This window comes from Nonomuraea sp. KM90 (assembly GCF_052246675.1).
GTDB lineage: Bacteria > Actinomycetota > Actinomycetes > Streptosporangiales > Streptosporangiaceae > Nonomuraea.
The window spans coordinates 1-18,273 of sequence record NZ_JBQQCB010000075.1; the positions used below are offsets into that span (position 1 = coordinate 1).

Below are 18,273 nucleotides of genomic sequence, written 5' to 3' on the forward strand. Positions count from 1 at the left end.
TCCGGGATCACCCGCCGGCAGACCTCCGCGGTGACCTCCCCCAGGGCGGGCGGAAATTCGAAGGCGTTCCAGAACGCCGCGAACCGGCCGCCGGGCCGCAGCGCCTGGGCGGCCTTGGCCGCTCCGGCGACCGGGTCGACCCAGTGCCAGGCCGTCGCGGCGATGGCCGTGTCGAACGACCGGCCGGCCGGATCCCAGTCCTCGAACGTCGCCACGTCGACCTCCAGCCCCTGCCGCCTGGCCACCTCGACCATCCGCGCGTCGGGCTCGACCCCGAGCACCCGGCAGCCGGCGGCCTGGAACTGGCGGGCGGCGATGCCAGTGCCGCACCCGACGTCGAGCACGTCGGGCCCGGGGCTGGCGGCGACGATCCGCTCGATGAGGGCGTCGGGGTAGCGGGGCCGGGCCCGGTCGTAGCGGTCGGCGTCCGTGCCGAACGACTCGGCCACCTGCCGGTGCCGATGCGGCTCGTTCTCTGAAGGCCATGAAGTGGGCATGCGCCCACCATAGTGGGCACCTGCCCACTCGTCAACGCCGCAGTACCGTTCCGCGCCGATACAGGCGTCTCAGGAGGAGGCGGTAGCTTCGGTCGCTCGTACCAGTCCACAAGGAGTGTGGGATGAGCGGGGTCTATGGGAGTCGTCCCCGGGGAGGGTGCTTTGGGGGGCGACAGAGGCGGTGACGCTCGATTGGGCGGCCCATGAGGGGGATGGTCCCCCGCCACAGGGACGGTCTATGCGAGGGTGGTGCCAGTCGCGGGGGTGGCCGATGCGGACGTGGAGGCTGCTCCGTCTACTTAGGCGCCTTGAGCCGGGCAAATAGTCGACGCGACGTGAGGACTGTTTAAGATCATTCCGTGCATGTCTCCAGCCCAGGTGGGAGAGCAGCTATGTCATCGGGAAGCCAGTCCTACGGGCCTGATCATGCATCGCGCTGGGTCTCTACCGAAGCAGGGCGATCCAGTGCCCTGCCCGAGCACGCCGATGGGGAGGGCACTGAGCGAACGGTGGGAGAGTTCTCGAGCGCTTGGGAAACTCCCCCTCATCGGCAAGCCTGTCAACGGAGAGCATTGCCCCCGGTTGTTTCGTCGACCAAGCGGAGTTCCTCCACTGCTTGGATGCGATGGAGCGGGTGAAGCGTGTGATCTGCGGTGAGGTCCGCGAGAAACGTCTCCCGGCTCAGGCGCGCGCCTCGCGAGGGCGACTGGCAACCCGAGCCGATCGGCGCTCGCAACCTTCGGGGAGCGCGGATCGGCTCGTCGACCGCTTCGGGAACGCGGTGCTGCCCGTATGTCGTGGCGAATTCCACGGCGACGGTGGCTCCCATCTTCACCGGAGTGATGATGCCCGCCCAGTTCTCCCGATGCACGCCGAGCGGCCAGGGGCAGCGGTTCTTCCTAAGCGGGCGGCGCACCGAGCTCGAAAATCTTGACAAGGTATCTTCGGCCAGCTGTCTGCGTGGCTGGCCGAAGATGTGAGATTGGCACGGTCCCTTTCTATGCTTGCGCGGTGCTAGGCGAGGCCTGTCCAGCCCACGAGCCGCAGCGCTAACTCGACTGTGTTGAGAAGCAGCAGGCCTGTGGTGGAGGAGGCCAAGATCAGGTGATACCTCGCCACCTTGCGCTGATGCTCCTGATCTTCAGGCTGGAAGCCGCGTTCGTCGGACACGTTTCTCCCTCTCCGATCGTGCTCCGAGAGCCATCTTGTGAACGGTCTGCCTGAGGATGCCCAGTGTCGAGGTGTTTGGCTGGTCGGTACCCACGATCTGTACTGTCTATACAATGAGCATTCTGAAGTGCTGTGTAGACAAAGTCAAGGCTATGTCTGTACTGTATATACAAAGCTCGAGGGGGATTCGAATGTCGATCGCCAGGCAGGGCCGACAGCCGATCTGGCAGCAGATCGCCGATGAGCTCCGCGCTCAGGTGGTCGACGGCACCTTCTCGGCGGGTGAGCAACTTCCGACCGAGGTCGAGCTCACCGAGCGATACGGTGTGGCCCGCAACACAATCCGGCAAGCTATGACAGCGCTCGTCAACGAGGGGCTCGTGGTTCCGCGCCCTCCACGCGGCTACTTCGTACGAGACCGGCGTCCCATGTTCTACCGGCCGCAGGCAGAGTTTCGCGAACAGCCGGCTTCACCGGAGATGGACCGTTTCCTCATGGAGCATTCGACCGAGGGACGGTCGCCTCGGCAGACGATCGATGTCGCCATCGAAGCTCCGCCCGCAGAAGTCCGCAAGCGGCTCAATCTCGCCCCAGACGAGCTCGTGGTGGTACGGAAGCGGACCCGTTATCTGGACGATGAGCCTTTCCATACCAACGACAGCTACTACCGGCTGAATCTGGTCAAGGACACCGAGATCATGCGTCCCGAGGACGTGGCGCGCGGTGTTAACCAAGTGCTGAGCGAGATCGGCTACCCGCAGACCCGCGCTCTGGACGAAATCTACATCCGCATGCCCACGCCGGACGAGGCCAGGCGCCTTGATCTCCCGCCGGGCACGCCCATTGCCTGCCACATCTGCACTGGCCTCACCGATGAAGGCGTGCCGGTTCGGGTCGTGGTTAACGTTCTCCCCGGTGATCGGCACGTGATCGTGTACGAACGGACCAAGTCCAACAACGGTAGCGACGAGGATCGATAGTGATGACGATTCTGCTTTCCGATCCTCACGCGCTCGCTGTCGATGGCTTTAATATGCGGCCGGCTGACAAGCATGAGCTCGACGTCGTGGTTGCGCTCTACGAGCATGCTCAGAACTGGTTGGCGGCCAAGGGGCTCGACCAATGGCAGCCCGGCGAGGGGGAGGCTGAGGAGCGGCGCGAGAAGGTCCTCAGCAACATTGCCCGATCCATCGATGACGGCTGCTGTCACCTAGTCAGCGTGGGCGCCGCATTCATTGCCACGATCACGCTAGACGAGAGAGCCGACCCCGTCTTCTGGCGCGAACAGGATGAACCGAGCTCGGCGCTGTACGTACACCGCATGATAGTCCGGCGAGACATCGCGGGACACGGCATAGGGGCCGCTCTGCTCGACGGGGCCTCACGCTTGGCATGGGAAGGCGGCAAGAAATGGCTGCGCTTGGACGCTTGGCGCAGCAATGGGGCGCTCCACGACTACTACAAGAATCAGGGATTCGTCCATCTCCGGACGGAATGCGTACCGTCGAGTAGGTCTGGAGCTCTGTTCCAGCGTGAGTCCGGCCCGTTCCGGGCTCTTCCATTCTGAGCCAGATGCGTTCACCACATGCCGGTGGCCGTGGCTGTGGCTGTGGCGGAGTCCGGGATCCTCCCGACCGCTGCCAGCCCGATGCGCGACGCGCTGGTTGTGCTCGTGGCACTAGACCGTGTGCGGTTGGGGTGGCTGCAGTACTACAGAGCGCTCTACCGCTCGACGTTGCAACCTTCCTCGACGCGTCAACGCTCATCAAATGGCTGGATCTGCAAAAACACAAGCGACTACGGCCGTTCACCTCCAAGGCTGGACAAGCTTGGCAGCGCACCATCCTTCAGTATTCGCGGCTTCTCGCTCACCGGGCATGGGTTGATATCGCTGGTGACCAGAATGGCAAGAGCGTGACGGAAGACAGTCACACTCCATTCTGCGGGTCCGATTCCCTGGCGATCCGACCTCGACGGTAGCGTGATTAACAGCGCTGACTAGGCGAGGAGGCTCCGTGTAGCGATCCCCTCGAGCGCTTCGCTCGAGGGCCTTTCCGCATCCGCCGCGCGCTCATTCATGCCCCCTAGCACGATTACCCCGAATGTAACGGTGGGAAGTTGCATTTTGGCTCCTGCTGTACGTAGGAGGGCGGCTGCGGGCTGTGCGGGGCCGAGGAGGGTGGAGGTCAGGCGAGGCCGCCGTTGCTCATCAGCAGTTGCCCGTTGATCCACTGGCCCTGGGGCGAGCAGAGGAAGTCCACCAGGTGTGCGGTGTCCTGGGGAGTGCCGAGGCGGCCCAGGGGCGTGTGGCTGATCGCCTGTTCGCGTATCTCGCCGGACATCCAGCCGGTGTCCACCGGTCCGGGGTTGATGACGTTGGCGGTGACGCCGAGGTGGGACAGCTCGTGTGCGGCGGCGAGGGTGATCCGGTCCAGGGCGCCCTTGCTGGCCCCGTAGGGCAGGTTGCCGACGGTGTGGTCGCTGGTGAGGGCGACGATCCGGCCGGTGCCGGGAGCGCCGGTGAAGCGCCGGCCGTACTCGCGGATCAGCAGCCAGGTGGCACGCGCGTTGACCGCGAAATGGCGGTCGAAGCTCTCGACGGAGGTGTCGAGCAGGCCGGAGGCGACCGACTCGCAGTGACACATCACCAGGGCCGTGACGCCGCCGAGGCGGCGTTCGACCTCGTCGAGGACGAGCGTGGGCGCGTCGGGGTCGGAGAGGTCGGCCTCGACGGCCGCGGTGGCGGCGCCGAGTTCGGCGAGGTCCGCGGCGATGGCGTCGGCGGCGCCGGGTTCGGGGCCCCAGGCCATGCGCTGATCGTACGGAGCCCAGAACGTGAAGGCGACGTCCCACCCGGAGGAGGCGAGCCGCCGGGCGATGCCCGCGCCGATCCCGACGGTGCGGCCGACCCCGGTCACCAGGGCGAGCGGGCGGCTCTCATCGGGGGTCCTGGTCGTCACAAGGCCAGATCATCGGGGATACGAGCCTTGCCCGGCAACCGATTTCCGGTGGCCCGCCGCCAGCCGGGCGCCTCCGACGGGGTCTGGCGCTCGCCACGCGGGTGCCCCTCGGGGGCACGCCTACCTGGCGGCTCACCAACCACGCGGGTGCCCCTCGGGCGGGTACGCCCACCTGGCGGCCCGCCACGCGGGTGCCCTTCGGGCCGGCACGCCTACTTGGCGGCCCGCCACTCGGGCGCGAGCACCGACCAGACCTCCATGTCCAGCCGCTTCCCCCGGTACGGGTAGCTCTCCCGCAGCACGCCGTCCTTAGTCATCCCGAGCCGCCGGGCCACGGCGATGCTGGGCTCGTTCGCCGACGAGGCGTGCCACTCGATGCGGTGGATGCCGCGCTCCTCGATGGCCCAGTCGATGATCACCCGGATCGCCCTGGTGACGAGGCCCTTGCCCACGGCCGACGGCTCCAGCCAGCAGCCCGCCTCGGCGACGCCCAGCTGGACGTCCATCGTACGGAAGAGGACCCCGCCGACCAGCTCGCCGCCCGTCCAGATGCCGTGGATGCGCCCTTGTCGGCCGCCGCCCTCTCCGCGTACGCCTGGAGGAACGCGCGGCTGGACTCGAAGTCGGTCACCACGTCGGGGAGCGCGATGTGCTGCCCGATGAACTCCCGCCCCCGGTCGATGTTGGCCAGGAACTCCCCGGCCAGCCACGGCTCCAGCGGGCGCAGCTCAGCGCCGTCGTCGCCGAGGGAGATCGCGTACATCATCACACTCCACGGTCAAAGTCTGGATATATCGCGAAGGATCCTCTCATGGCGGGTCACGGTGCCGTGGTGTCGGCCCGGCCCGGCCTTTTCCGCACGTCATCGGCGCGGAGCTCCCTCGTCCGCTGCCGGCCTTCGTCCACGGTGCCGGCGCTGTCACCCTTCGGCGGTGCGCATGCGCGTGACGGTCAGGTGCCGGTCAGGGGGGAGCCGCCGGTGGCGGTGAGGAACGCACGCCGAAGCGGTGCGCTGCGGCGATCGTGCTCGCTGCTCGTCGGCGCGCCGCCACGTCCCCGCGCTCCGGGCGGTGTCCGTGGGACGGCCGGCGGTAGGGTCGGGGCGTGGAGGTGGGTGGCAGGTGATTCATCGCTTCTCCGTCGGCGATCTGTCCTGTGCGGTGATCAGCGACGGCCAGCCGGAGCCGCCCTGGGAGCCCCCGCTGGCCGAGTTCTTCACCCCCGGTTCCGGGGTGCCCGAGGCCGAGCTGAGCGACGCCGTGGCCCGGGAAGGGGCCGGCAGGACGACGTTGACGTGCGGGTACAACTGCGTGTGCGTGGAGACGCCGGCCGGTCCGGCGGTGATCGACACCGGGCTGGGCAGGAGGTTCCTCGGCTACGGCCCGGGCATCACGCCCCTGGTCGGCCGCCTCGGCGACGGGCTGGCCGAGGCCGGGTTCCCCGCGTCCGGGCCGGTCGCCGTCGTGTTCACGCACCTCCACGAGGACCACATCCGGGGCGCCGTCTGGTCGGGTGAGCCGACGTTCCCCGAGGCGGTCGCGTTCGCGCACGCCGCCGAGGTGGCGTTCTGGTCGGACCTCACCACGGCGCTCCCCGAGGAGCAGCGCCGCCCGGCGCTGGAGGCGATCAGGCTCTTCGGCGAGCGGCTGCGCCCCGTCGAGTACGGCGTCGAGATCCTGCCCCACGTCCACACCGTCGAGGCCGCCGGCCACACCCCGGGGCACACGGCGATCCTGCTGCGCTCCCGCGGCGAGCGGCTGCTGTGCGTCGGCGACACCTTCTACGACCCGCTCCAGCTGGCCCGTCCCGCCTGGCGCACGCCGTGGGACCACGACGCCGCGCGGTCGGTGGCCAGCCGCCGCCGGATCCTGGAGTGGGCGGCCGACGAGCGGCTCCCCGTCCACGCCTACCACATGCCGTTCCCGGGGCTCGGCCTGGTCGAGCGGCGCGGGGACGGCTTCGCGTGGCGGCCGCTCCCGTACTGAAGATCCACAGGATGTTCGCGCAGCGGGTCTGGCCCGGGCGTACGGGGGCTCCTGATCGTCCTCGTCCCGCTGAGAGGATGGCCGGACCGGCGGCTGCCGGGCCGAGGACGATGCGCGAGGAGGAGACCGTCAGACGCGGTCGGCGGCGATCAGCAGGTACTGGAAGCTGCCGCTCTTGTAGGCGTCGAGGAAGGCCTCCTCGATGCCGGTGGCCAGGTGGGTCCTGGCGCGCAGCTCCCAGTACGGGATCGTGGCGGCCGTCAGGTCCACCACGCTGACCGGGACGAGGCGGTTGGCCGCCATCTCCTTGAAGTACGTGCTACGGGAGTGGATGTCGCAGATGTAGTGGGCGTTGATCTGGCTGATGGCGCGGGACGGCAGGCCGTAGGCGTCGTTGTAGCAGCCGGTGATGCACACGTAGCGGCCGCCCCGCCGCAGCAGCCGGGCGTGCTCGGAGAACAGCAGGGACAGCTCGACGTACATCGTGCTCTCGTTGTTCCAGATCGCCTGGAAGGCCCCGGTCGGGAAGCCGGTGTCGAGCATGTTGCGGAAGTGGAAGCGCACCCGGTCGTCCACCCCCCGCTCCTTGGCCTGCTGGTTGGCGAAGGCCACCTGGGACTCGGAGATCGACACGCCGTCCACCTGGCACCCGAAGCGCATGTTCGCCAGGATGCTGGAGCCGCCGCGGCCCGAGCCGGCGTCCATGACCCGGTGGTCGGGGCCCAGCGGGCCGAGGTGCGCGAGGAGCGCCTCCGCCTGCGCGGACTCCAGCCGGTGCAGCTCCTGGACGACGCGTTTCTCCCTGGACTCGGCGGGCGCGTCCAGGACGGACCAGTTCACCTCGCCGATGCCGTAGTGGTGGTGGTAGAGGCCGTCCACCTCCCCCAGCCGCAGGTTGACGGGGTTCTCCTCGGCGTTCCAATAGTCGGCGACAGACTGCTGGTAGAGGCTGCTCAGTACGGGGACGGCATTCGGGGTAACGGTCACCGCGGGTTCCTTTCCTACAGGTGCGGTCGGTTCGTGGTCAGGACTGGTATCGGGTGGTGCTGCCGTGCCATTCGAGGCACCCGCCCATCCACGCCTGCGCGCCGCGCAGGTAGCGCTTGAGCTCGGGGGAGGGCACGGCGGCCAGTGCCCGCTGGCTCTGCTCGAAGCCGCGGACGAATGCGTTGTGCAGGTGGACGGTGCGCTCGGTGGCCTCGCGGGTCGAGCAGCCCTCCTCGGCGGCCATGAGCAGGATCACGTTGGAGTCGGGCAGCTCGTCGGCCGCCTCCTTGGCCGCCGAGTGCAGGTCGTTGACCAGGACGCTGGCGGTGCCGGCCTGCATGAGCGCGGTGTGGAAGCGCCGCTCGGCGAAGAGGTTGGCGGGCAGCTCGTAGCCGCCGACGATGTCGATGAGCGTCATGGAGGTGTAGAAGCTGTCGTGCTGGCGGGCGGCCAGGTAGCGCCAGACGGGCGGGGGCGTCTCCAGGTACCGCCAGGCGGCGTAGGCCGCCCAGCTCACGTACATCTGGCTGGTGATGTTGCAGATCCGCATGATCTGCGACGGGGTGGCGTGGCGGGACACGTGGCTCCTGGCCGAGCGCAGCGAGACCAGGACGGGGTCGCCCCGGATCTGCTCCTCCAGCTGAGCGGTGTAGTCGCCCGCGTCGGGCGGCGGGTCCATGGCCGAGGTCACCAGCGCGAGCCGGGGCGGCAGCTCCGTCGGCGTGGCGCCGAGGTCGGTCTCGTCGGCGTAGTAGTCGTCGGCCGCCCACCACGCGGCGTTCATCTGCGCCGCGATCAGCAGCTGGTCGGGGTCGTCGGTGTCGGCGTGGGCGAGCATGGCCAGCCGCCCGAACCCGGTGGCGGCGAACTCCTCTATCCGCCCCTCGTGCAACCCGATCCGCTCCGCCCACGCCACCAGCCGCCGGTCGACCTCGGCACCGAGCGCGTCGTCCACCCGGGCCGTCTCGGGGCAGTAGAGCGGCGGGTACGTCCCGTCCCCCCATTCGCGCTCGTGGTAGGCCAGCGGGGCGAGGCTCCCGCCGGCCGCCGACGGGAGCCGGCCGCCGTCCTCGTGCCCGTCCCCCTCCTCGAACCGGGGATGGGACGGCAGGAGCGCCGAGCGGAGGCTCAGCGTGTACGAGCCCAGGCCCGTCGGACCGGCCGGCACCGCGGCGGCGACATCAAAGGGCGAAAAGTCTGGCATGGCGCGCCTCTTCCTAGGATCGGCCGGTCAGGAGCGCGGGGCGGCGACGTCGACGTCCTCCAGGATCCCGATCGCGTCGGGCACCAGGATCGCCACCGAGTAGTAGGCGCTGACCAGGTACGACATCACGGCCTGCGGGTTGATGCCCATGAACCGCACGTTGAGGCCGGGCTCGTACTCCTCCGGGATGCCCGTCTGGTGGAGGCCGACGACGCCCTGATCGTCCTCACCCGTACGGAGGGCCAGGATCGAGGTGGTGCGATCCTCCGAGACGGGGATCTTGCCGCAGGGGAAGATCGGGATGCCCCGCCAGGCCGGCACCTCGTGGCCGTTCACCTCGGTGCTGCCCACGACCAGGCCGCGCTTGTTGCACTCGCGGAAGAACGCCGCGATCGCCTTGGGGTGGGCCAGCAGCAGCCGCGTCTTGCGGCGCATGCTGATCAGCTCGTCGAGGTCGTCTGGGGTCGGCGGGCCGGACCAGGGGTAGATGCGCTGGCCGTAGTCGGTGTTGTGGAGCAGCCCGAACTCGCGGTTGTTGAGCAGCTCCCACTCCTCGCGCTCGCGCAGCTCGTGGATGGTCAGGCGGAGCTGCTGCTCGATCTGGCTCATCGGGTCGTTGTAGAGGTCGGCCACGCGGGTGTGGACGCGCAGGACGGTCTGGGCGACGCTGAGCTCGTATTCGCGCGGCTCCAGGTCGTAGTCCACGAACGTGCCGCCGATGACCGGCTCGCCGGAGTGCCCGGCCGCGATGTCCACCGCCGCCTCGCCGCGGCGGTTGACCGGCCTGCGCAGGGTGTCCAGGTAGCGGCCGATGTGCTCGCGCAGCGCGGGGGACTGCTCGGAGATCCGCTCGAACGCGTTACGCGGCGACACCAGGATCGTGCAGGCGGTGGCGGTCCGGTAGGTGCACGGCCAGCGCGGGTCCTGCCCGCCGAACGCCTCGTCGCCGAACTGGTCGCCGTCGGCGATGACGCCGAGGAACTGGGGGTGGCCGTACCTGCCGGTGGCCAGGCGCTCGACGCGGCCGTGGGCGATGACGCAGGTCCCGTTGACGGGCCGGCCCGCCTCGGCGACGATCTCGCCCGGCCGCAGCTCGCGTGCGGTGAACGTGCCGGCGAGCGCCGCCAGCACCTCGGCGTCCGCGAAGCCGCGCAGCGCGGGGATCTCCGTCAGCGTCTCCGGGACGATCCGTACGTCGCCCGCCCCGTGACGCGCCACGCCGACGCGCCCCCGCCCGGGCCGGTGCGTCAGCCGGCGGTTGACCCGGTACGTCCCGCCCCGCACGTCGACCCAGGGCAGCATGCGCAGCAGCCAGCGGGAGGTGATGGCCTGCATCTGCGGGCGGGTCTTGGTGGTGGTGGCCAGGTTACGAGCGGCCCGGGTGTCCAGGCTCAGCCGGGATTCCGTCGGCTCCGCGGGCATCTTTCCTCCGGAGGTCGGCAGGCAGTCGCTACTAAAAGTAATTAAATGGATACTGTGCGTAGAGTCTCCTGGCAGACAGGAATCCTGGCGGCCCCGGAAGGGTGACCTACCACTGCGGTTATACGTGGCCCTGCCAGGACCAGCGCGGCACGGGCAGCCCGGCGGGCACCTCGGCGTCACGCGGCGAGTAGGCCAGCACCTCCCGGACGGCCCACTCCATGTACGCGCGCAGGCTCGCCCGCAGCTCCGGGTCCGCGGGCAGCCCGGCGTCGTCGATCGCCCCCAGGAAACAGGCCAGGAAACGCTCGCCCAGGTCCTCCTCCATGCCGTTGCCCGCGTGCAGCTCCAGCATCCCGGAATGGCCGTCGGAGGCCCGCGAGTAGCGGTCGGGACCGCCGAACACCTCGCCCCAGTAGCCGGCCAGCCGCCGCACGTGGTCGGGACGCGTCCCCCGGGAGAACGGGTGGTTCAGCACGGGGTCGAGCAGGCAGCGCCGGTGGTGGGCGGCGGCGAGCGCCAGGAAGGCCGGCTCGCCGCCCGCGTACTCGTACATCGAGGGCCGGGTCATGCCCCCGACCCTGCCATCGGTCTAGATCGCGCGCCAGTCGCCGGTGCCGAGGGCGGAGGCGCCCTGCGGCCCCATCAGGGTCATGCCGCCGTCGACGAACACCGTCGCCCCCGTGACGTACGACGCCGTGGGCCCGGCGAGGAAGGCCACCACGGCGGCCACCTCGCGGGCGTCGCCCGGCCTGGGGATGGGGTTGCCGGGCCGGCTGCCCGTCTGCGGCGGCACGTCCTCCTGCCCGGTCATCGGGGTGGCGATCTCGCCCGGCGCCACCGTGTTGACGGTGATGCCGTGGTCGGCCAGCTCCAGCGCCAGGACCCGGCTGAGCAGGCGCAGCCCGCCCTTGGCCGCGCAGTACGGCCCCGAGCCCACCTTCGGGTACTCCTCGTGGACGCTGGTGACGTTCACCACGCGGCCGCCCCGGCCGGCCGCGACCATGCGCCGGGCCGCCCGCTGCGCGCACAGGAACGGGCCGTCGAGATCCACGGCCAGCACCGACCGCCAGCGCTCGTAGCCCATCTCCAGCAGCGGCTCGTGGCTGCCCGTGCCCGCGTTGTTGACCAGCACGCCGAGCCCGCCCAGCTCCTCGGCCAGCTCGTCCACCACGGCCGCGGCCCGTACGGGGTCGGTCAGGTCGTGCCCCCGGACCGCCGGAGCCCGGCCCAGCCCGCGGACGAGGCGAGCCGTCTCCTCCGCCCCCTCCTGGTCGGTGTGGTACGTGATCCCGACGTCGAACCCCTGCTCGGCCAGCGCCACGGCGGTGGCCTTGCCGATGCCGGAGTCGGCCCCGGTGACGATCGCCACCCGGTCGTATCCGTCGTTCATGGTCCCCCTCGCGTGCCCGAGCTTCCCGTGCGCCGTCACCTGACCCCGGTGACCGATTGAAGCCGTCACCTTCCCCCGGTGACCGCTTGAAACAGCGCTGTCACGGGTGCGGCCGGGGCCGGGTGATGTTCGCCGATCGTTCAGCGCGCCGTCGGCGAGACGTCATCATGATCGCGGACGCCTCCTTCACGATCTTTATCGGACCAGTCCATAACCACCGATCAAGGCTGGCCGCAACGTTCGAGGAGTGCCGCATGCCGAGCAAGTCCCTGTCCGCCCTGGCGGCGGGCGCCGTCCTGGCCACCGCCGCGATCGCCGGCACCGGTACGGCCGCCGCCCAGGCGTCCGCCTGCGCTGACGCACCCACCGCCCCCGTGGCGACCGGCGCGGTGTTCAGCGAGCCGGTGGGCGGGGATCCGGCCGCCATCGTGCGCACTCTCTGCGGCCTCGTCCGGCAGACGCCCGCCGGGGCGAGCATCCAGGTCGCGCACTTCGTCATGTCCGGCACGGCCGGCACCGAGTTCGCCGCCGCACTGATCGAGGCTCACCGGCGCGGCGTCAAGGTGCGCGTCGTGCTGGACGGCGACCAGCGGGGCGCGGCCGTGGCCGCCCAGCTCGCGGCCGGGCTCGGCACCGACGTCGCCGGCGACTCCTGGGTGCACGTGTGCACCGGGCCGATGTCGGGCGGCACCGCTGCCTGCGTCGGGAACAAGGGGCAGCACAACAAGTTCTACCTGTTCTCGCGGGCCGGGCGGGCCTCCGACGTGGTCGTGCAGTCGTCGGCCAACCTCACCGACCTGAACTCCACCACGTACTGGAACAACGCCGTCGTCCTGCCCGGCAACAGGCGCCTGTACGCCGCGTACGACGCCTACTTCGCCGACCTGGCCGCCGAGCGGAAGAACCTGGACTACTACCGCGTCGTCCAGACGCGCGGCGTGCGCGCGCACTTCTTCCCCAAGGCGAGCGGCGACCCGATCGTCGACCACCTGGACAAGGTCTCCTGCCAGGGCGGCACGACGATCAGGCTCGGCATGTCCGAGTGGGACACCTACCGGATCGCCATCGCCGAGCGGCTGCGCGACCTGGCGGGCGACGGCTGCGCGGTCCAGATCGTCTACGGGATCATGGACGACGAGGTGAAGGCCGTCCTGGCGGCGCAGCCTCGCCTCGAACTGCGCGCCCTGGGCTCCGGCAGCGCCCTGCCCGGCCGCGTCCACTCCAAATACCTGCTGATCGAGGGCTCCTACGACGGCGACCGCGACGCGCGCTGGGTCTTCACCGGCAGCCACAACTACAACGAGACGTCGCTGCGCCGCAACGACGAGACGCTGCTGCGGCTGAACGACCAGGACGTCTACCGGCAGTACGTGGCCAACTTCGACCGCATGCGCGCCGCCGCCACCGCCGCCTGAAAGGCGGTGGCCCGGAGGACGCCGGCCAGGACGATCCGGGCCACCGCCGCCATCAGCAGAACGCTTTTATGGCCGCCTTTTCAAACGTGCGGTCAATCATGACGGCCCGTCGCCTTACCGGATATTCCGGCGGCCGGGATTTCGACACGCTTTCCCGATTCGCGAAATGACCGGGCCATAAGATTGCCACCGTGTTCGACATCACCAAGCTGCGCGTGCTGGTCGCCGTCGCCGACCACGGGTCGATGACGCTGGCCGCCGCCGCGCTCTCCTACACGCAGCCCGCCGTCTCCCGGCACATCGCGCTGCTCGAACGGCAGGCGGGCCTGCCGCTGGTGCGGCGTACCGGGGCGGGCGTGGAGCTCACCCCCGCCGGGGAGCTGCTCGCGCGGCACGCGCGGGCGGTGCTCGACCGGCTGGCCGTGGCGGCCGGGCAGCTCGCGGCGCTGCGCCCGGACGATCCCGGGCCCATCATGCTCGGCTCGTTCAGCAGCGCCAACGTCTCGCTCGTCCCCGAGGTCTTCCGCCGCTACCGCGGGGCCGGCCCCACCCGCGAGATGCCCGTGCCGCCGGTCATGCCGCCGGTCATGCTGCCCGTCACTGTGCCCGAGCAGCACGTGGACGACGTACGGTCGGGCCGGCTGCACCTGGCGCTGGTCACGCAGTGGGACGTGGACGGCCGCGACCTCGACGGGCTGGAGCTGGGGTTCCTCGTCGAGGACGAGCTGCTCGTGGCCCTGCCGCGCGGCCACCGCCTGGCCGGGCCCGGGCTCACGCTCGCCGACCTGGGCGGCGAGAGCTGGATCGAGGGCAGCCACCCCGACTGCCTGGGCCCCCTCGCCCGGCTCTTCCGGGAGAGCGCCGGCTACGAGCCCGCCGTGCGCTTCCACTGCGACGACTGGACGGGCAAGCAGGGGCTGGTCGCGGCCGGTGCCGGGATCACGCTGGTGCCGTCGCTGGCCAGGCGCGACGTGCGCGCCGACATCGTGCTCACCCGGCTGCACGACGTGGACCTGCGCCGGCGGCTCCACCTGGTGACCGCCGAGAGCGCGGAGCAGGTGCCGGGCCTGGCGGCACTCACGCGCCTGTTCGCCGAGGTGGCGGCCGAACACGTGCCCGGCTGAACGCCCTCCGCCGGTGTGGGGCCGCTCAGGGGATGTGCGGTTCGGGGGTTGCCGCGCGGGCGGTGGTTCCGGGGCGGATCAGCGCCACGGCGGCGGCCAGGACGGAGGCGGCCGCGCCGACGATCGCGCCGGGGCCCGGGGTGCCGGCCCGCTCGATGACGTAGCCGGTCAGGGAGGTGCCCGCCGCGAAGCCGATCCAGTTGGCCGAGACCAGCCAGCCGAACGCCTGCGTACGGGAGCCCTCGGCGGCGCGATCCGCCACGATCTCGGACTCCATGGCGTCGGCCGGGCCGTTGGCGAAGCCGATGACGAACAGCGTGGCCAGCGTGGCGACCAGGCCGAGGTCCAGGCCGAGCAGCAGGATGGAGGCGCCGTACAGGGTCAGGACGGTCGTGAGCTGGGTGGGCAGCGTCCCGGGGAGCCGCAGGCCGCCGTACAGGAAGCTGCTCAGCACGCCGCCGACGGCCATCAGGCCGAGCAGCAGGCCCGCGCTGGCGCCGATCTGCGTGGCGTGGGCGACGGCGGTCACGTTCACGGCGCCGATCCCGGCGGCGGCCAGCGCGACCACGGCCAGGATGCCGGCCTGTCCCGCCGGCCACCCGAAACGGTGCCCGGACGGCTGCGGGGACTCGCCGGCCGGTACGGGGGAGCGCGCGTGGCCGGTGGTGCGGACGGCGGGGGCGGTGGCCAGCCACAGCGCCCCCACGGTCGAGACCACGGCCGTCGCCACCACGGCCGCCAGCGGGGACAGCACCGCGACCAGCGCGCCCACCAGCATGGGGCCCACGATGAAGACGCCCTCGGTCATCAGCCCGTTCAGCGCCAGCAGGGTCCTGCGGGCCTGCGCGCCCGTCACGTACGTGGTGAACACGGTGCCGGTGACCGCGCCGGACGGCGGGTTGACCGAGCCCACCAGGAACGCGGCGGCCACCAGCAGCGGCGGCTCGGGCAGGAGCAGCACGGCCGCGACGAAGGCGGCGAACGCCAGGAGCTGCAGCGCCACACCCGTGACGAGAGATCGGCTGAGCCCGAGCCGGTCGGCCCGCCTGCCCCAGACGGGCGCGGCGATGGTGAGCGCGACCGCGTACGCCGCCGTGACCGCGCCCGCGCTCGCGTACCCGCCGCCGGCCTCGACGGCGGCCAGGAGGAGTGCCAGGCTGACCATCCCGGCCAGCAGGCGGCACAGGAACGCGGCGGCCACGACCCGGGCGATCCCGGGAATTCGCAGCGCCTCGCGATAACGGTTGAATGCCCCCATGAAATGACCGCCCTCTGTTCGCGGATCGCTTTTCCCCGATGCTGGCGAGCGGGTTCCGGCGCGGTCAAATAAGGGTTCCGCATGGCATTATGTGATTACCGCATAATGCCGTCTCGCGGCTTGCTCACCATCCCCGGCCGCGCAGGAAGGCGGCGCAGCGCCGGGTCCAGTCGCCGACGACGGGGTCCGGCGCGGCCAGCCCGAGCCCGTGCCGGCCGCTGGGATAGACGTGCACCTCCTGGAGCACGCCGTGGCGGGCGAGCGCCTGCGCGAGTCGCAGGGTGTTCTCGACGGGGACCGCCTCGTCGTCGGCGGTGTGCCACAGGAACGTGGGCGGCGTGGCGGGGCCGGCGCGGTGGGCGAGGGAGAGCCGGGCGCGTACGGACTCGGGCGCGTCCCCGCCGACCAGGTTCGCGGCGGATCCCTGGTGGGCGGCCGGGCCGGTGAGCGCGGTGACGGGATAGCAGAGCACGGCGAGCCCCGGGCGGGGGTCGGCCTCGTCGATCGCGTCGTGCGGCCCCTCCGTCAGCATGGGGCCCGTCTCGGTGGCGAGCAGCCCGGCCAGATGCCCGCCCGCCGAGAACCCGAGCACCCCGACCCTGGCCGGGTCCACGCCGTTGGCGGCGGCGTGGTGCCGTACCCAGCGCACGGCCCTGGCCGCGTCGAGGAGGGGGAGCGGATGGCGGTGCGGCGCGACCCGGTAGTGCGCGACGAACGCCGCGATGCCCAGCGAGTTGAGCCACCGCGCCACCGGGGCGCCCTCGTGGCCGGCCAGGTGCTGGTAGGCGCCGCCGGGGAGCACCACGACGGCCGGGGCCGGGCGCTCGCTCCGTACGGGGAAGGCGGTGATGGTGGCCGCACCGGTCGTGGGCCACAGGGGGTGCTCGCTCATTCGGGCGCCTTTCGTCTCGTTCGACGACGGATGTTAGCGAGGGCGCCTATCCGGGCGAGTAGGGCGGGCGAGCGGGTCAGGCGAGCTGCCCGGCCGCCGTGCGCGCCGCCATCCGGCGCTCGAACCACAGCGAGGTGAACGGCGGCACCGCGCACGCCAGGCCGAGCACCACCGCGCCCCGGCTCCAGCCCGCCTCCCGCGCCGAGAGCAGCACCCCGGCCACGTAGAGCACGAACAGCGCCCCGTGGATCGGGCCGAACACCTTCACCCCGAGCTCGCCGGTCGCGGCCACGTACTTGAAGAACATCCCGACCAGCAGACCCGCCCACGAGCAAGCCTCGGCCACCGCCACGACCCGGAACCAGCGCAGCACGCTCCACCCTTTCCTCGACACCGCGCGTTACTCTACAGCCTGTAGAGGACACGGGTGTGTCACGCGGGCCGGCCGGGGCCCGTCCAGCCGTCCGGCAGGTGGAAGGTCCAGCCCGGCCGCCAGTCGAACGGCGCGTCGACCAGGTCGCCGAGCGGCACGCCGTGCAGGAGGTGCTGGAGGGCCCAGCGGTTGGCCGAATGCGCGATCAGCAGCACCTTCCCGCCGTCCCACGTGGCCGCGAGCTCGATGAGGAAGTCGCTCGTCTGCCTCACCACGTCCTGGTAGCTCTGACCGCCGGGCCAGGGCTCGTCGATGTGCCGGCCGCGGCGCGCCTCCAGGAGGCTCACGGGCATGCCGTCGAGCTCGCCGTAGTGGCACTCGCGCAGCCGCCGGTCGCGCAGGAGAGGGATGCCCGAGCCGCCGAAGGCGATCTCCGCGGTCTGTACGGCGCGGCGCAGATCGGAGCTGAAGACGGCGGCCAGACCGTCGTGGCGGCGGCGCTCGCCGAGCTCAGCGGCGAGCGCGCGGCCCCGCTCCGACAGCTCGCCGGGCAGCCAGCCGCTCGCGATGCCCGACTCGTTGTGGTCGCTGATCGAGTGCGTCTCGTAAACGATCTCCACCGCCGTCGGCTCTCCTGGGTCGTCGGATCTTCCGGTCCAGTCGCGTCTCAGGCTGTCGGCGGCGAACGCGGGACGGACGTCCCCCGGATCCGGCCGGGGGTGGGGGCAAAGCGGGGCAGGGCGGGCCCAGCGGCGCACGGCTGGCTCAGCGGCGCAGGGAGGCGAGGTAGCCGCGCAGGGTCGCGAACGTGCGCTCGGAGCTCCAGATCTCCCGCACCAGCGGATCGTCCGAGGCCCGCGCGGCGTCGATGCGCTCGCGGGCGGGCCGGTGGAGCTGGTGCTTGGCGAGGGCGTACACGTCGGGCGGCGCGGCGCGGAGTCCCTCCGCGTGCCGCAGCGCCGCGGCGAGCAGCAGGCCGGGCTCGGCGATCTCGTGCACCAGGCCGATCGAGCGGGCCTGGCCGGGAGTCAGCCGCCCGGCCCCGAGCACCAGCGCGTCCAGCGCCGGGCCGACGGCGTGGCGCATGATCTCCAGCGGCACCGTGGGGAAGGGCACGCCAGCGGCCAGTTCGGTGAGGCCGATGGTGCCACCCGACATCAGCCGCAGGTCGCAGGCCGCCGCCAGCACGCACCCGCCCGCCAGGGCGTGCCCGTTCACGGCGGCGACGACGGGCTTCGGATGCTCGAACAGGGCCAGCGCCGCGACGCTCAGAGCCGGCAGGAACTCCCCGACATAGCGCGGCCCGCCCTCGACGATCCGCTTCAGGTCCACGCCGGCCGAGAACGACCGCCCGCCGCCGGTCAGCACGACGGCGCCGGCGTCGGCGACGGCGGCCAGGGTCTCGGGGACGGCGGTGAGGAGCTCCAGGTCCAGCGCGTTCACCGGCCCGTGGTTCAGGGTCAGGACGGCGATGCCGTCGTGGTCGGCCGTCTCGATCATCCGGCAAGCCTTCCGTACGCGCCTCTGGCTCGAACGCCCTGTCACGCACCAATATGGCCTGAAGGTGATCCACCACGATAGGGGTGATGAACCGCA

General features: G+C 71.2%; 18 protein-coding genes and 1 pseudogene. 5 read left to right on the forward strand and 14 right to left on the reverse strand.

Annotated features, from left to right (window positions below; all coding sequences use genetic code 11):
* Both ACTWPW_RS43005 and ACTWPW_RS43010 read right to left on the reverse strand, forming a co-directional pair.
* Positions 1-497 (reverse strand): class I SAM-dependent methyltransferase (locus ACTWPW_RS43005; protein WP_443172086.1); only part of this gene is annotated, 497 nt, incomplete at its 3' end.
* A 1,014-nt stretch (positions 498-1,511) separates the two neighbouring features.
* Entirely contained in the window at positions 1,512-1,667 is a 156-nt protein-coding gene (locus ACTWPW_RS43010) for a hypothetical protein (protein ID WP_443172087.1), read from the reverse strand.
* A gap of 191 nt (positions 1,668-1,858) precedes the next feature.
* Between ACTWPW_RS43010 and ACTWPW_RS43015 the strand changes: the two genes are divergently transcribed.
* Both ACTWPW_RS43015 and ACTWPW_RS43020 read left to right on the forward strand, forming a co-directional pair.
* Positions 1,859-2,647: a GntR family transcriptional regulator gene (locus ACTWPW_RS43015; RefSeq protein ID WP_443172088.1), complete on the forward strand. Its 789-nt coding sequence runs from the start codon at positions 1,859-1,861 to the stop codon at positions 2,645-2,647.
* Between the two features lie 2 nt (positions 2,648-2,649).
* Positions 2,650-3,234 (forward strand): GNAT family N-acetyltransferase, encoded by a 585-nt coding sequence (locus ACTWPW_RS43020; RefSeq protein WP_443172089.1) that lies wholly within the window; start codon positions 2,650-2,652, stop codon positions 3,232-3,234.
* A 619-nt stretch (positions 3,235-3,853) separates the two neighbouring features.
* On the opposite strand, the gene ACTWPW_RS43025 is transcribed toward ACTWPW_RS43020, so the two are convergent.
* Together ACTWPW_RS43025 and ACTWPW_RS43030 are read right to left on the reverse strand one after the other, a co-directional pair.
* Entirely contained in the window at positions 3,854-4,627 is a 774-nt protein-coding gene (locus ACTWPW_RS43025) for an SDR family oxidoreductase (protein ID WP_443172090.1), read from the reverse strand.
* A gap of 212 nt (positions 4,628-4,839) precedes the next feature.
* A pseudogene (locus ACTWPW_RS43030) lies at positions 4,840-5,390 on the reverse strand (GNAT family N-acetyltransferase).
* 358 nt (positions 5,391-5,748) lie between these two features.
* Between ACTWPW_RS43030 and ACTWPW_RS43035 the strand changes: the two are divergent.
* Positions 5,749-6,612 carry an MBL fold metallo-hydrolase gene (locus ACTWPW_RS43035; RefSeq protein WP_443172091.1) on the forward strand — a complete coding sequence of 288 codons (864 nt, stop codon included), beginning with the start codon at positions 5,749-5,751 and terminating at the stop codon, positions 6,610-6,612.
* Between the two features lie 129 nt (positions 6,613-6,741).
* Here ACTWPW_RS43035 and ACTWPW_RS43040 read toward each other — a convergent pair whose 3' ends face one another.
* The 5 genes from ACTWPW_RS43040 to ACTWPW_RS43060 all read right to left on the reverse strand — a co-directional run bounded on the left by ACTWPW_RS43040 (position 6,742) and on the right by ACTWPW_RS43060 (position 11,615).
* On the reverse strand, positions 6,742-7,599 hold the full coding sequence (locus ACTWPW_RS43040; RefSeq protein WP_364132963.1) for a geranyl diphosphate 2-C-methyltransferase: 858 nt from the start codon (positions 7,597-7,599) through the stop codon (positions 6,742-6,744).
* Positions 7,600-7,636: 37 nt separating this feature from the next.
* The gene (locus ACTWPW_RS43045) at positions 7,637-8,803 is read right to left on the reverse strand and encodes a family 2 encapsulin nanocompartment cargo protein terpene cyclase (RefSeq protein ID WP_443172092.1); all 1,167 of its coding nucleotides are present in this window, start codon (positions 8,801-8,803) and stop codon (positions 7,637-7,639) included.
* 27 nt (positions 8,804-8,830) lie between these two features.
* A complete protein-coding gene (locus tag ACTWPW_RS43050; RefSeq protein ID WP_443172093.1) occupies positions 8,831-10,225 on the reverse strand; it encodes a family 2B encapsulin nanocompartment shell protein in 1,395 nt (464 codons plus the stop codon).
* Between the two features lie 118 nt (positions 10,226-10,343).
* Positions 10,344-10,793: a group II truncated hemoglobin gene (locus ACTWPW_RS43055; RefSeq protein WP_443172094.1), complete on the reverse strand. Its 450-nt coding sequence runs from the start codon at positions 10,791-10,793 to the stop codon at positions 10,344-10,346.
* Positions 10,794-10,814: 21 nt separating this feature from the next.
* Positions 10,815-11,615, reverse strand: coding sequence for an SDR family oxidoreductase (locus ACTWPW_RS43060; protein WP_443172095.1), 801 nt, complete (start codon positions 11,613-11,615; stop codon positions 10,815-10,817).
* Positions 11,616-11,869: 254 nt separating this feature from the next.
* Here ACTWPW_RS43060 and ACTWPW_RS43065 point away from each other — a divergent pair, with 254 nt between their 5' ends.
* Positions 11,870-13,030, forward strand: a complete 1,161-nt coding sequence (locus tag ACTWPW_RS43065; protein ID WP_375112097.1) for a phospholipase D-like domain-containing protein — start codon at positions 11,870-11,872, stop codon at positions 13,028-13,030.
* A gap of 191 nt (positions 13,031-13,221) precedes the next feature.
* On the forward strand, positions 13,222-14,154 hold the full coding sequence (locus tag ACTWPW_RS43070) for a LysR family transcriptional regulator (RefSeq protein WP_443172096.1): 933 nt from the start codon (positions 13,222-13,224) through the stop codon (positions 14,152-14,154).
* Positions 14,155-14,179: 25 nt separating this feature from the next.
* On the opposite strand, the gene ACTWPW_RS43075 is transcribed toward ACTWPW_RS43070, so the two are convergent.
* From ACTWPW_RS43075 to ACTWPW_RS43095, 5 genes are all read right to left on the reverse strand, one after another.
* Positions 14,180-15,412: an MFS transporter gene (locus ACTWPW_RS43075; RefSeq protein ID WP_443172097.1), complete on the reverse strand. Its 1,233-nt coding sequence runs from the start codon at positions 15,410-15,412 to the stop codon at positions 14,180-14,182.
* 124 nt (positions 15,413-15,536) lie between these two features.
* Entirely contained in the window at positions 15,537-16,304 is a 768-nt protein-coding gene (locus ACTWPW_RS43080; RefSeq protein ID WP_443172098.1) for an alpha/beta hydrolase, read from the reverse strand.
* A 76-nt stretch (positions 16,305-16,380) separates the two neighbouring features.
* Positions 16,381-16,698 (reverse strand): DUF3817 domain-containing protein, encoded by a 318-nt coding sequence (locus ACTWPW_RS43085; RefSeq protein WP_375112101.1) that lies wholly within the window; start codon positions 16,696-16,698, stop codon positions 16,381-16,383.
* Positions 16,699-16,736: 38 nt separating this feature from the next.
* A complete protein-coding gene (locus ACTWPW_RS43090) occupies positions 16,737-17,297 on the reverse strand; it encodes a histidine phosphatase family protein (RefSeq protein WP_443172099.1) in 561 nt (186 codons plus the stop codon).
* Between the two features lie 145 nt (positions 17,298-17,442).
* A complete protein-coding gene (locus tag ACTWPW_RS43095; RefSeq protein ID WP_443172100.1) occupies positions 17,443-18,177 on the reverse strand; it encodes an enoyl-CoA hydratase/isomerase family protein in 735 nt (244 codons plus the stop codon).
* Between the last annotated feature and the right edge of the window lie 96 nt (positions 18,178-18,273).